The organism is Oceanobacillus sp. FSL W7-1281 (genome assembly GCF_037969835.1).
Classification (GTDB): Bacteria; Bacillota; Bacilli; order Bacillales; family Amphibacillaceae; genus Oceanobacillus; species Oceanobacillus oncorhynchi.
On sequence record NZ_CP150214.1, the window covers coordinates 1,748,650 to 1,762,575 of the forward strand.

Below are 13,926 nucleotides of genomic sequence, written 5' to 3' on the forward strand. Positions count from 1 at the left end.
TGATGTAACATTAGACCTGCTGTAGAAACTTGTCAATATTCATTTTATAGAAATGATTTCCTGTCGATTGATTAATTTCCAAAGCAGGAGAATTATACTTCATTTAGAATAGTAGATTTGATAAGGTTTTACAAGTTTAGAAGCAAAAAAATAGAGTGGGAAAAAGGGCTCTGGTAAACCTTGCCTTGATTATTTCAAATATTACAGAAAACCCTGTGTTATGATGATTTCGCACAAAACAAAACAACAAAAAAAGGAGTGTATGTGCATGTTTAAGAAAGTAGGCATTGCTACTGCATTGTCAGCAACCGTATTGTTTGGAGGAGCGTTCGTTTCAGATGTAGAAGCATCTGCAAATTCAGGAGCCTTTCCTCAAAATTCCGCACAGAACGACTATTCTGTGAACGGTCAAGGTTGGGACACATTAAATACGAGCAATTTCGATTGCTTTAATATGATAAACGGAGAAGCAGCTCCAAATACAGAAGCTGAGGCGCCAGCTGAAAACCAGTCATCTGAAGAAGCAAATCAAGAAGAGGCTGGAAATCAGGAAGCAGATCAGCAAAATCAAGAAAACAATCAGGCAGATGGAGAGGTAAGTCAATTTGAACAAGAAGTAGTTGACTTAACTAACCAAGAAAGAGAAAAAGAAGGTCTTGCACCGCTTGAAATAGACACAGAGTTAAGTGAAGTAGCTCGTGCGAAATCACAAGATATGCAAGAAAATAACTATTTCGATCATAATAGCCCGAACTACGGTTCTCCATTTGATATGATGCAAAGCTTCGGTATTGATTACAATACTGCTGGTGAAAATATTGCTCAAGGTCAGCAATCTCCAGAAGAAGTTGTAGATGCATGGATGAACAGCCAAGGACACCGTGAAAACATTATGAATGGTGATTTCACTCACATCGGAATTGGTCATGTAGAAGATGGAAACTATTGGACTCAAATGTTTATTGGAAAATAAACAGATTCTTTTAATAGAATAAGATAAATGAAAAACCTTCCGCGTGAATGACAATGCTTTTTATTGAAGAGCCATTCATACGGGAGGTTTTTTTACATAAGATGCTTCATGCTACAATAGTGAAAACCACAAAAATGCTGTAATGACAGAAATTTTTGTGGTTTTTAGCTTCCGAAAAAAGAGTGCTTTTTAATCATATGGTTGATTGTTCCGGCCAAACTCTCTGTCAGGTAAGAAAATAAATGCATCATGGAAAAGATTGACGGCTAAAATGATGCTTTACGGGGTATAGTTTTTATAAGAAGTTTTAGAATGAAGATAGTTTCAATTTATAGTAAAGGGGTGTCAAAATGGTACAAGGACATGTGAATTTAAATACAGAAAAAACGGAGCAATGGATTCAAGAATATGTAGACGGCTGGGTAGAGTTTTTTAAAAAGCAGACAGACACTGGAAAAGTTGCTGATTATATACCAAAATTAGAAGAAGCAGATCCCAATTCTTTAGGCATTACGATTATTGGGAAGAAAGGAACAGAAATCCGCTCTGGTGACGTGGAGCATGAGTTTTCTATTCAAAGTATTTCTAAAGTTCTTAGCTTTATTACGGCATGTATGGACAGAGGAATAGCTTATGTTCTGCAAAGAGTAGATGTGGAACCGACAGGGGAAGCGTTTAACTCTATTATGCACTTAGAAGTTAAGGGACACCAGAGGCCATTTAATCCCCTGGTCAATTCAGGAGCAATTACTACCTCATCATTATTAAGCGGGAACACATCAGATGAAAAGCTGGAACCATTATTTCAATTAATGGAAAAAATGATTGGCCGCCGTCCGGAAATTGATATTGATGTATATGTATCGGAACGTGATACTTCCATGCGTAATCGAGCCATTGGTTATTACTTATTAGAAGAAGGATATTTAGAATCCGATTTAGGAGTAACCTTAGAAACATATTTTAAGCAATGCTCGATTAATGTTACGACAGATGATTTAGCCCGTATAGGCCTGGTTCTTTCGAATGATGGCATTCACCCTGAAACAGAAGAAATAATTATTCCCAGGAATATCGTGCGTATTGCCAAATCTTTAATGTTGACATGCGGGATGTATGATGCTTCAGGGAAATTTGCTTCTTATGTCGGTATTCCTGCAAAGAGTGGTGTTTCAGGCGGGATTCTGGCAGTTGTCCCTCCAAGAGTGCGTGAAAATGAGTTGCCATTTTTAAGCGGCTGTGGTATTGGTGTATTTGGACCAGCTTTGGACAAGCAGGGAAATAGTGTTGCAGGAATTAAATTACTCCGTCATATTGCGAACAGCTGGGATTTGAGTTTGTTTTAACTAAATATTTTTCGACAAAAATGGAAACGGAATAACAACTTTCTGCAATTTAGTCTTTGCTTATCAGGCTAAGTTGCTTATAATGGAGTTAATGTAGAATATCCCAAACTTATTCAGGTATTTGGGATATACAATGGGAAGAGCTTCTTTGGAAGCAGACGAGAAATAAGTAATGAGGTGTGTAGGGATTGGTGCGTGTATTATTTGTATGTTTAGGGAATATCTGCCGTTCTCCAATGGCAGAAGCGATATTCCGTGACCTTGTGAAAAGAGAGCATCTGGAAAAGAAGATTCAGGTCGATTCTTGCGGAACCGGTGACTGGCATCTTGGGGAATCGCCGCATTCCGGGACAAAGGAGATACTTGATCAGCAGGGGATTTCCTGTGATGGAATGGAATCAAGATTGCTGACAGCAGATGATTATAAGCAATTTGATTATATGGTTGCGATGGATCAGAATAATTATAATACACTTACAGGGTCCAACAATCAGGAAAGTGCAGCTATCGTGAAATTAATGGAATTTGTGGAAAACATAGAAGAAGAGGATATCCCTGATCCATATTATACCGGGGATTTCGATCAGACATATCGATTAGTTTCAGAGGGCTGTCACGGACTGCTTCAATTTTTAAAAGAAAAGCATCATTTAGATTAAAGGAGAGATACTAATGGGAAAACGTAAAATTATTTTAGGTATTGTTGCAGGAGCAGTAGCAGGAGGCGCAGTAGCGTTATTGGATAAAGAGGCACGCAGTTATGCCTGCGGAAAAGTAAAAGAGGTAAAATCTGCTTCGTCTTATTATATCAGCAATCCTTCTGAAGCAATCCAAGGGCTGCAAAGTACAGTGGATAAGGTAAACGAAGCCTTTGAAAGCGGCTCTGCTAATGCGATGAATGCTTTAGAGCAAGTAGAACAAACATTAGATAAAGTAACGAATAAATTTTCGAATAAAGAAATAGAATAGTATAGGATGTTCAAATAGAAGGATTAAAGTGTGTGTTCAAAAAGTCCGCCAACGCAGAAATTCGGCGTGTTATTTGTATTGGACTTTTTGAACATCCGCATAAAGTGAAAGTGAAAAAATGGAATGTTTATCTTTAGTAGCATCCGCCTTCTCCTTTTTTGAACAAGCCGTCTGAAAAGTGGGAAGGGGAGGTTGGGAAATATTCGAAATCTGCAGAGTATAGGTAAATATTTTTGGAGGCATTATGGAGAAGTAGATGTGTTTGGACTAGCAGCTCAGCTTGCTTACTTCTTTATTTTGTCCTTATTCCCTTTTTTAATCTTCTTACTTAATTTGATTCCGTATTTGCCAATTGATATGGATTTAATTTTAGAAACGATTGGCGACTTTGCACCGGAACAGGTGATGGGGCTGATTACAACAAATCTGCAATCATTGACTGTACAAAACAGCGGACTGCTTTCCATCAGTATTATTGGAACATTATGGGCAGCATCCAATGGTGTCAATGCAATTACAAGAGCATTTAATTACGCTTACGGGATAAAAACAGACCGGTCATTTATCGTTTCACGGCTTGTGGCGATGGTGCTTACCATAGGAATGGTTTTAATTATTATTTTAGCTTTACTGCTTCCGGTTTTCGGAAAAATGATTGGCACGTATCTTTTTTCATGGATCGGATTTACGGAATCATTTTTAGCGGCGTGGGGAACCTTGCGCTGGGTTGTGTCTTCTTTTATCTTCTTTATTGTACTGCTCTTTTTGTATAAGCTGGCGCCTAACCGGAGTCTTAAATTTTCACAGGTTGTATGGGGCACTGCATTCGCAACGCTTGCGTGGCAGCTGGTTTCCTGGGGATTTTCTTTTTATGTACATAACCTGGGGAATTTTTCTGCGACTTATGGCAGTTTGGGCACCATCATTATTTTATTAATTTGGTTTTATTTATTTGGAATCATTATTATTATTGGCGGTATTTTTAATGCAGCCCTTCTAAATTGGAAAAGACGTTAAAAAGAAACGGCGAGTCAGCTTGCCGTTTCTTTTTTTAAGAATGAAATTAAAAAGCATGTGCTTCCGATTTATTTCTGTACTAATATAATAAATTGAAAAGCATAAACAGGATATTAAAGTGTTTTCATACAAATCTTTCTTTGTTATACTGATTTTATGTAAAAAGTATAATACAGGGAGGGTTTAGAATGAGAAAGAACATATTTGTTTTTAGCTTTATTCTTCTAGCGGCATTGTTGCTGGCTGCTTGCGGGTCTGCAGACCAGGAAGAGGTAACAGATGAACATTGGGAGAGCATACAGGAAAAAGGGGAAATTGTAGCAGGGACTTCTGGAACATTGATTGGCGCATCCTACTACGATGAAAATGATGAGTTGACAGGCTATACCGTAGAGATTATGAGAGAAATCGGGGAGCGCTTAGATTTAGAAGTTTCATTTGAAATCATGGGCGCGGATGATTTAGCTACTGCAATCAATAGCGGCAGAATTGATGTAGGAGCAAATGATGCTACGATTACAGAAACCAATCAAGAAAAATTTGGATTTACGGATCCATATAAATATTCGTATATTGTCGCAGCAGTCAGAGAATCAGATAATTCAGGAATAGAAACACTGGAAGACTTAGAGGGTAAAAAAGCCGGCGGGGCAGCCTCGACTATTTACAGTCAAATCGCAGAGCATTATGGAGCAGAAGTAAAAACCTATGGTAATGCACCGAATGAAGCTTATCTAAGTGATATCAGTACAGCGAGAACGGATTTAGTATTAAATGATTATTATTTGACTAAATTCGGGGTAGCGGCATTTCCTGATTTTGATTTGCACTTGCACCCGACTTTAAAATTTAATCCAACGGAGCAGGCTCTAATGATGCCAAAAGAATCTACCACGCTTCAGGAGGAAATGAACAGTGCTTTAAATGATATGCGTGAAGACGGAACATTAAGTGAACTGGCAAAAGAATTTTACGAAGAAGACGCTTCCCAAGAACCGGATGTAGAAGTCGAAATTGTAGAAGGTCTGGATTTTTAGAGGTTTAAAATGAATATAACAAATATTGATTTTGGCGGTTTTTTTGATGTTCAATTAGCGTGGGAGAGTCTGCCTTTTGTTCTTGGCGGCCTGCCGATAACATTACTGATTTCCATCGGCAGTATGCTGATTGGGCTTGTCCTGGGGCTTTTATTAGCGCTGGCAAGAGGGTCTGAAAACGTTCTTCTGAGATGGCCGGCCAGGCTCTATATATCCTTTATGCGGGGAACACCAATTATTGTATTTTTATATATCCTGTATCTGGGCTTGCCCTCTGCCGGAATCCAGCTTGTCGCAGTCCATGCTGCAATCATTGGATTGGGTTTAAATAGTGCCGCATATATTGCGGAAATCGACAGATCGGCATTAAATAGCGTGGAGAAAGGCCAATGGGAATCTTCTCGGGCGTTAAATATGCCTTATTGGCTGACCCTGCGTAAAATTATTCTGCCCCAGGCTACCCGAATTGCCATACCGCCTTTAACAAATGTTTTTATGGATATTGTGAAGGCGACGTCTTTGACTGCAGTGATTACAGTGCCGGAATTATTCCAAAAAGCACAAATTGTCGCTGGAAGAGAATTTGATGCAATGACCATGTACGTCTTGACGGCACTTATTTATTGGCCGGTTTGTATTTTAATCGGCATGCTTCAGGACCGTTTAGAGAAAAAATATAGTGTTTTTGTAAAATAGGTTTACTGCATGTAACAACAGCATCTGACAAATGATAAAGAGACATTCCGGTGTCTCTTTTTTGCATTGAAAAGTTTATTTTTCCTGTATTCTTTATAATTTCCAAAAAGTCTCAAGGCTTCTGGTGTATAGTTTCCTTCCTTTCTGAAAAAATAAAACAAAAAGAAAGGAAGGTACGGGAATGAAAAAATGCAATCGTGCTTATTTTTTTACACTTCTTTTATGTTTAATCTGGCTCTTGATGCCAATCAGCAGCTTTGCTGAAGAAATAAAAGAAGGATTGAATATACCTAGCCATGTACTGGATATCTCAAAAGAAAACACATTTCCGAATTCAACAGAAGACCAGGAGATTATTGAACCCAGCAAGTTAACGAAAGAGTTGATCGAAGAGGTCGGCATTCCAATCGAAAATCCGGAGCTGATTAAGATTTTGAATGAAAGCAGTATCAAACCATCTCCTATAGCAATCGGATATCGCGGTATGGTCTATCTGGGAAGGTGGCCAATCAATTATCAATCTGCGGAATCAAATATTAATTGGGAATACCAGCATATCAATAAAAATGAAATGAATAATGTTGGCGGTGAGAAAGCCCAGGAGATGAGCTATTATCAGCAGGAAGAAAAAGAAATAAATGGCGCCCTGACCAGTAAAATAAGTAATCCGGAACAAATAAAAACGATGATGCTGTTAAAAGCCAGCGAAAATACAAAGCTTCCTCTTTCGTATCAAGCTGTTATTGGTCATAATACAAAATTAACTAATTCGTATAACATCCCAACGGAAAAGCACGGGATACTGGATGCTTATGCGCCGGCCGTTAATGAGAAAGGGCAGGTGACATTCGGAGAAGTATATATTGAATTAAAAGGATCCAATAAAACCATTCAAATTAAGAATGTAACCAAGCAAGGAATCGGGGCCTGGATCCCTGTACAGGATTATTTATCTTTCTCCTTTAAAGTAAAATAAACATCAAAGGATTGTCGAAAAGACAGTCCTTTTTACATATTTAGCAAAAATATATTGCAATTTTCTCTTTAATGCTTTATTATGATAAAGTATTAAAGAGAAAATGTAATGATTATTGGGGGGAAGAAAAATGGAATGGGTTGTTCTTTCAGCAGTCCTATTAATGACTGTTTTATGTTTATTAAAGGTAAATGTTATTTTATCTATTTTAATTTCAACGATTGCTGCCGGCTTAATGTCCGGATTAGGATTTACTGACTCTGTTGAATTAATGGTGGCAGGGATGGGAAATGCCGCAAATACAGCATTAAGCTATATATTATTAGGTGCTTTTGCAGTGGCTATCAGCTACACAGGCATTACAAAAATTTTAGTGAATTTTATTATTCGCGTATTAACAGGGAAGAAAACAATGATGCTATTCGCATTAGCTGGGGTTGCGTGTTTATCACAAAATGCAGTTCCGGTTCATATTGCTTTTATTCCAATTTTAATCCCTCCTTTATTAAAACTATTTGATCAAATGCGGATGGACCGCCGCGCTGTAGCAGTGGCTCTGACGTTTGGTTTAAAAGCACCTTATATGATGATTCCCGCTGGTTTTGGTTTGCTTTTCCAAACACTGATTTTGGATGGACTGAATTCTAATGGAGGAGAAATCACTTTACATGAAGTAACTTTATCTATGCTGATTCCTGGTGCCGGAATGATTGTTGGTCTATTAATTGGTATATTATTTACGTATAGAAAAGATAAAACATCTAAGGACCTGATGAAGGAAGAAAAAATAAAACCAGAGAATTTAGTCGAAGAGGTGACTTTCAGTAAACAGCATGTAATGACGATTATTGCCATTATATTGGCGCTTATCGTTCAAATTATAACGCAAGATTTGATTTTAGGTGCATTGACTGGAATTATCGCTATGTTCGTTCTGGTAGCATTACCATTTAGAAATCTGGATTCTGTGATGTCAGGAGGAATCTCCATGATGGGGATGATTTCTTTTATCATTTTTGCAGCTGCCGGTTTTGCGAATGTTTTACAGGAAACAGGTGCTGTAGCGGAATTAGTGGAGGTATCTGTTTCTGCTTTAGGAGATAATAAACCGTTAATTGCATTTGTTCTCTTGTTATTAGGTCTGGTTATTACGATTGGTATTGGAACGTCATTCGGAACAATCCCGATTGTTGCAGCCCTCTTTGTTCCTATCTGTTTAGCTGCCGGCTTTTCTCCTTTAGCAACAGCGGCTTTAGTCGGTACAGCCGGAGCATTGGGAGATGCTGGTTCACCAGCTTCAGACAGTACACTTGGCCCAACCTCTGGTTTAAATGCAGATGGAAAACATGATCATATTTGGGACACATGTGTACCGACATTCATCCATTACAATATTCCATTATTTATTTTCGGATGGATTGCTGCAATGGTTCTTTAAAAAGTGAATAAAATAAAGATATAAAGGAAAAGGTAAGAGAAAAAGTAGGTGAATTTGAAATGAAAAGAACAATCACTTTGCTGCTTTCACTTGCCTTTTTCTTATGTGCATTTCCAATGGATACAGGTAACGCATATGGATGGGGGTATCAAAAGAACTCGAATCATACACCGCCCCAAATTGGCACTTACCAAGAGGTATTAGATAAATACAATGCTTTTTATCTGGACGATTCCGGTGAGAAAAATCTCTATCTGACATTTGATAATGGCTATGAACAAGGATTTACGCCAGAGATATTAGATGTATTAAAGCAGGAAAAGGTTCCTGCAGCTTTCTTTGTAACAGGGCACTACGTGGAGAGTGAGCCTGATTTGGTCAAAAGGATGGTCGATGAAGGACATATTATTGGCAACCATTCCTATCATCATCCGGACTTTACTGTGATGGATAAAGAAGCCATCAACAAAGAATTGACCGATTTAGAACAAGCTGTTGCAGAGGTCAGTGATCAGGATGAATTAATTTATGTCAGACCGCCGCGGGGTACTTTTAGTACAGATACATTAAAATGGTCAACAGAGTTAGGGCTTGTTCATGTATTTTGGTCATTGGCCTTTAAAGATTGGGAAACCAACTCACAAAAAGGTGCAGATTATGCTTACGATGAAATTATGAAACAGATACATCCAGGAGCAATTATTTTACTTCACGCAGTTTCCAGTGATAATGCAACCGCTTTGGAAAAAGTGATTCAGGATTTAAAGAAAGAAGGCTACCAATTTAAAAGCTTAGACGATTTATGGCTAAGCAAGCAATTGCCAAAACAGTTTCCGTATTAAGTTGAACTGTCCTTATATAGAAGAAACGGATGAAAGTCAGAAGAAACATTTCTGATAAACCGTTACGCTTCTAAAAGGACAGTTTTTTTGATATACTGCAAAAACAAATCATCCTTATGAGAAAGAAAAAGCCTTCTTTTTTATAATTCAACTTTCGCACATTAAAAAGTAACTTCATTTCCATAGAAACAGGAGTTGATCGTTCCTTTGATAACTTCCTTGACAAAGATATAGAAGGCGAAGTGTAAAGCACCGCTGCGGCGGACCATTTTGCTTTCCTAGGGGCATGCTCTTCAGCTAACTTTTGCTAAGAAGAGCACTTGGCAAAAGTGGATCTTCAGATGGTGCTGATCCCTCAGGAGTCAAAACGGTCCGCCTCCGCTAGTAAGACGTTCTATACGTGAAAAAACAACTCACCAAATAGATGTCTAATCAGGTAGAACATCTTTTTCATGCTGCATGGTAAAATGTTCCACCAAGATTACTTTCTGTGCATAAAAGCTATTCCCTGTATTTCATATCCATGCTGTTATGATTGGTTATTCGGGCAAAAGCTGCATTTTCCTTCAGCCCATTAAAATCTTATTTCTTTCATTCGCTGTTGCATCCTATCAGAGCGAAGGCCAACCACGCAGACTCCTATGGGAACAGGGCGAGCTGAAGATCCACTTGAAAAGCGGGTTTCTTTTCAAGTTAGCTGAAGCCGTCCCCATGGAAAGCGGAGTGGTTGGCCGGAGCGGAGCTACACACCATCACCAATTCCAACAAGGCCGGATATTTAACCAAAATGCAAGTATGTAATGGAGAACATGTTCACCCTGAAATAGCAAGATATATATGCTTATTCTTAGGTACGAAAGTTGAGTTTATAATAAATTTGTGTGTTTTGACCTCTTTGACCGAAAATCTGACGAATATATAAGCTGCTAAATCTCTTGCGGGACAAGGGTTTAGCCTATATGTAAACTAGCATAAAAGATAAAGGTCAAAAAAAAATAAAAAAATTTGACCAAAACACTTGAAAGTCAAAGTAGGTCAGAGTATAATGTAAATATAGTCAAAGATAGTCAAAGTCAAAACAACGAATAAATAAGCTATCTGACTAAGTTATAAGGAGGAATGAGAAATGAAATGTCAAAACTGTGGACAAAATGAGGCAACTATTAATGCACAAATGCAAATGAATGGACAGCGTATGGAAGTGCATCTTTGCCATGAATGTTTACAAGAAATACAAGGAAATATGATGAACAGCGACTTTTTCTCTAATTCTCCATTTGGCAATATGGATCAATCATTTGCCAACAACTTTTTCCAAGGAAATCAGCAAAGTGGTGCAAATGCACGTACTAGAACACAACAAAAATCAAACAATGGAAATGGCTTGATTGATCAGTTAGCAAAAAATATTACTGATCAAGCACGAGCAGGAAAGATTGATCCTGTCATTGGCAGAGATAAAGAAATTAAACGAGTTATCGAAACATTAAATAGAAGAAATAAAAACAATCCGGTATTAATCGGTGAGCCGGGCGTTGGTAAAACAGCGATTGCAGAAGGACTGGCTGTCAATATTGTAGAAGGAAATGTTCCTACTAAATTAATGAACAAAGAAATCTACTTGCTGGATGTCGCTTCTTTAGTTGCAAACACTGGTATCCGCGGTCAATTTGAAGAGCGGATGAATAAATTGATTGCTGAGTTGCAAGAGCGTAACGACGTGATCGTATTTATCGATGAAATTCACTTGCTTGTTGGTGCAGGTACTGCAGAAAGCTCACAAATGGATGCAGGCAATATCTTGAAGCCAGCTCTTGCACGCGGCGACCTGCAAGTAATTGGCGCAACAACATTGAAAGAATATCGTCAAATTGAAAAAGACGCTGCGCTGGAAAGACGTCTGCAGCCGATTATCGTAAAAGAACCATCCTTAGAGGATGCAGTGAAAATACTAAAAGGAATCAAAGACCGTTATGAAAAATTCCATGAGGTTCGCTATTCTGATGAAGTCGTCGAAGCATTTGTCGGTTTATCCAACCGGTATATTCAAGACCGCTTCCTTCCGGATAAAGCAATTGACTTAATGGATGAGGTCGGTTCCAGATTAAACCTTGCAAATGCCGGGAAGGATTCTGAAACCTTGCAGCAACACTTGGATGAAGTAGTGAAACAAAAACAGGAAGCAGCCGAAAAAGAAGATTATGAGCGTGCTGCAAATCTACGCTACCAAGAAATTCAATTGCAAAAGCAGATGGATAAAGTTGAAGATGGTGAGAAAACGCTGGATGTAGATATTTCTGACATTCAATTGATTGTAGAAGAAAAAACAGGCATACCTGTAACAAAAATGCAAAAAGATGAAAAAGAAAAAATGAAAAACTTAGCTGACGATCTCCGTGCCAAAGTTATCGGGCAGGAAGAAGCAGTAGGTAAAGTTGCGAAATCCATCCGCCGTAGCCGTGCTGGATTAAAAGCAAAAGAGCGTCCAATCGGTTCCTTCCTATTTGTCGGCCCTACCGGTGTCGGTAAGACAGAGTTGACGAAGGTACTGGCTGAGCAAATGTTTGGTACGAGAGATGCGCTGGTTCGTCTGGATATGAGTGAATATATGGAAAAACACGCGGTGTCTAAAATTATCGGTTCACCGCCAGGATATGTCGGTCATGAAGAAGCTGGACAGCTGACCGAACGCATCCGCAGAAACCCATATTCTATTCTGTTGCTGGATGAAATCGAAAAAGCACATCCAGATGTGCAAAATACGTTCCTGCAAATCATGGAGGACGGTCATTTAACCGATTCTCACGGCAGAAGAGTAAGCTTTAAGGATACGGTTATCATTATGACAAGTAATGCTGGAACTGGTGAGAAAAAAGTAAGTGTCGGGTTCAATGCGAAAACACATGAATCTGTTGCGACAATGGAAAACTTAAGCAACTATTTCAAACCAGAATTCTTGAACCGTTTCGATGCGATTGTAAACTTCAATGAATTAAAAGAAAAAGATTTACTGCAAATTGTAGACCTTATGCTGCATGATTTAGAAGCAACCATGAAGGAAAATCAAATTACCATCACTATCTCTGATGCAGCAAAAGAACGTCTTGTTCAATTAGGATATGATGCACGCTTTGGCGCACGTCCATTACGTCGTGTTATCCAGGATAAAGTAGAGGATCAATTAACAGATTTGATTCTTGAAGGAGAAGATGTAACAGACATTCATGTAGATGTTGAAGACGAAGAAATTGTTGTTTCCAATGCATCTTAATATAAGGTGAAATGGTATTAGGCATATCAAATAAAATAAAGCATAAAAAAAGATCAGCAAACCAATTGAATTTGGTTTAGCTGGTCTTTTTTTATTTGAAAAACTTACGTTAAGTTACTCCCCAGCTTTGAAATTCATTCCCGCTGTATAAAAGAATTAAAATGTGTGAGAAAGTAAGGTTTTTTTGTTCGATATATGGTATAAAAAGAATAAGGATCAGTTTTTGAAAATCAAAGCAATAGAATCGTTTATCACCAGATAGCATCTGTATAAAAAGCAAAAAGATGTTTTCAAACTCGCTTTAACCGCAATGGAAGTTTTTCTAATATTATGTATACGATAAAAACGGATGGAGATGAAAGCGTGAAGATTTGTATCATTGATGATGAACCATTGGCGTTGCAGTATTTGGATTTTCTCTTAAACAAAATAGAAGGAGTACAGGTTACCGGTAAATTTAATAATGCGAAAGGGTTAATAAATCATGTTCAAACGGAGGACGTAGATGCCGTATTGATGGATATTCATATGCCTGATATACAGGGGATCGATTTAGCTGAACAGCTGTTAAATATCAAGCCCGTTCTAAATATTGCTTTTGTCACAGCCTATAATGAGTATGCAGTCAGAGCATTTGAACTGAATGCGTTAGATTATATTTTGAAGCCGGTACAGTTAGAGAGGTTAGAGTTGACCATTGAACGCATCAAAGAAAAGGATGAAATATTACATAAAGCTCCGTTAAATGCAGCGTATCATATCAAAAACCTGGGTACAGTTCGTTTTTATAAGGAAGAGAGCCCGATAGAAGTAAAGTGGAGAACGTCGAAAGCAAAGGAGTTATTTTTTTATTTTCTTCAAAACCATAGAAATACCATTCGAAAGGAAAAGCTGATAGATTTCATGTGGGCCCACCTCTCCTGGGAAAAGGCCAATTCTCAATTGTATTCCACCGTTTATCAAATAAGAAAGGTAATTCAGCAAATAGGAATCCCAATTAAGATAGTCAGTCAGGAGGAATCTTATGAAATAACCTTGGGAGAAGAAGTGGATATTCAATCTATTAGCTGGAAACAAGCAGCATGGAGGGCCTTGCAGGAGAATGATGTATCAGTTAAAGCACATATGAAATTATTAGAAACCTATCAAGGGGATTATTTGCAAGGGGTAGAAGCTGATTGGATTATGAAAGAAAGAAATGAGATAAGGAACATTTGGCTGCAAATAATAGATAATCTGATAAATGATACCCTTCACAATAAGTCACCTTCATCTCGTAAAATTTCTCAAATAAGTGCACTGGTAAGTTTTGACGAAGAAGCTCGAATATTAGTAAATGAAAAATTATAGCATTAGAAAAT

At 38.1% G+C, this 13,926-nt stretch carries 12 protein-coding genes; all 12 read left to right on the forward strand.

Annotated features, from left to right (window positions below):
• Positions 1–268 precede the first annotated feature (268 nt).
• Complete coding sequence (locus MKX55_RS08715) at positions 269–973, forward strand: CAP domain-containing protein (protein ID WP_339184093.1); 705 nt, start codon at positions 269–271, stop codon at positions 971–973.
• Between the two features lie 350 nt (positions 974–1,323).
• Positions 1,324–2,319, forward strand: coding sequence for a glutaminase (locus MKX55_RS08720; protein WP_339184095.1), 996 nt, complete (start codon positions 1,324–1,326; stop codon positions 2,317–2,319).
• A gap of 191 nt (positions 2,320–2,510) precedes the next feature.
• A complete protein-coding gene (locus MKX55_RS08725; RefSeq protein WP_339185174.1) occupies positions 2,511–2,978 on the forward strand; it encodes a low molecular weight protein-tyrosine-phosphatase in 468 nt (155 codons plus the stop codon).
• A 13-nt stretch (positions 2,979–2,991) separates the two neighbouring features.
• A complete protein-coding gene (locus MKX55_RS08730; RefSeq protein WP_339184097.1) occupies positions 2,992–3,288 on the forward strand; it encodes a YtxH domain-containing protein in 297 nt (98 codons plus the stop codon).
• A gap of 201 nt (positions 3,289–3,489) precedes the next feature.
• Entirely contained in the window at positions 3,490–4,305 is an 816-nt protein-coding gene (locus MKX55_RS08735; RefSeq protein ID WP_339185176.1) for a YihY/virulence factor BrkB family protein, read from the forward strand.
• Positions 4,306–4,493: 188 nt separating this feature from the next.
• Positions 4,494–5,342, forward strand: coding sequence for a transporter substrate-binding domain-containing protein (locus MKX55_RS08740; RefSeq protein ID WP_339184098.1), 849 nt, complete (start codon positions 4,494–4,496; stop codon positions 5,340–5,342).
• A gap of 9 nt (positions 5,343–5,351) precedes the next feature.
• A complete protein-coding gene (locus tag MKX55_RS08745) occupies positions 5,352–6,038 on the forward strand; it encodes an amino acid ABC transporter permease (RefSeq protein WP_339184099.1) in 687 nt (228 codons plus the stop codon).
• A gap of 241 nt (positions 6,039–6,279) precedes the next feature.
• Positions 6,280–7,014: a YfkD family protein gene (locus MKX55_RS08750; RefSeq protein ID WP_339185179.1), complete on the forward strand. Its 735-nt coding sequence runs from the start codon at positions 6,280–6,282 to the stop codon at positions 7,012–7,014.
• A 130-nt stretch (positions 7,015–7,144) separates the two neighbouring features.
• The gene (locus tag MKX55_RS08755; RefSeq protein ID WP_339184101.1) at positions 7,145–8,452 is read left to right on the forward strand and encodes a Na+/H+ antiporter NhaC family protein; all 1,308 of its coding nucleotides are present in this window, start codon (positions 7,145–7,147) and stop codon (positions 8,450–8,452) included.
• A gap of 59 nt (positions 8,453–8,511) precedes the next feature.
• The gene (pdaA, locus tag MKX55_RS08760) at positions 8,512–9,294 is read left to right on the forward strand and encodes a delta-lactam-biosynthetic de-N-acetylase (RefSeq protein ID WP_339184104.1); all 783 of its coding nucleotides are present in this window, start codon (positions 8,512–8,514) and stop codon (positions 9,292–9,294) included.
• Between the two features lie 1,126 nt (positions 9,295–10,420).
• Positions 10,421–12,565 carry an AAA family ATPase gene (locus MKX55_RS08765; protein ID WP_339184106.1) on the forward strand — a complete coding sequence of 715 codons (2,145 nt, stop codon included), beginning with the start codon at positions 10,421–10,423 and terminating at the stop codon, positions 12,563–12,565.
• 363 nt (positions 12,566–12,928) lie between these two features.
• The gene (locus MKX55_RS08770) at positions 12,929–13,915 is read left to right on the forward strand and encodes a response regulator (RefSeq protein ID WP_339184108.1); all 987 of its coding nucleotides are present in this window, start codon (positions 12,929–12,931) and stop codon (positions 13,913–13,915) included.
• Positions 13,916–13,926: the final 11 nt, after the last annotated feature.

What these genes read in the sequence shown, in the direction of transcription:
- MKX55_RS08765 (WP_339184106.1), top strand. Translation starts at nt 10,421, where the DNA reads ATGAAATGTCAAAACTGTGGACAAAATGAGGCAACTATTAATGCACAA.
- MKX55_RS08755 (WP_339184101.1), top strand. Translation starts at nt 7,145, where the DNA reads ATGGAATGGGTTGTTCTTTCAGCAGTCCTATTAATGACTGTTTTATGT.
- MKX55_RS08720 (WP_339184095.1), top strand. Translation starts at nt 1,324, where the DNA reads ATGGTACAAGGACATGTGAATTTAAATACAGAAAAAACGGAGCAATGG.
- MKX55_RS08745 (WP_339184099.1), top strand. Translation starts at nt 5,352, where the DNA reads ATGAATATAACAAATATTGATTTTGGCGGTTTTTTTGATGTTCAATTA.
- pdaA (WP_339184104.1), top strand. Translation starts at nt 8,512, where the DNA reads ATGAAAAGAACAATCACTTTGCTGCTTTCACTTGCCTTTTTCTTATGT.
- MKX55_RS08750 (WP_339185179.1), top strand. Translation starts at nt 6,280, where the DNA reads ATGCCAATCAGCAGCTTTGCTGAAGAAATAAAAGAAGGATTGAATATA.
- MKX55_RS08730 (WP_339184097.1), top strand. Translation starts at nt 2,992, where the DNA reads ATGGGAAAACGTAAAATTATTTTAGGTATTGTTGCAGGAGCAGTAGCA.
- MKX55_RS08715 (WP_339184093.1), top strand. Translation starts at nt 269, where the DNA reads ATGTTTAAGAAAGTAGGCATTGCTACTGCATTGTCAGCAACCGTATTG.
- MKX55_RS08740 (WP_339184098.1), top strand. Translation starts at nt 4,494, where the DNA reads ATGAGAAAGAACATATTTGTTTTTAGCTTTATTCTTCTAGCGGCATTG.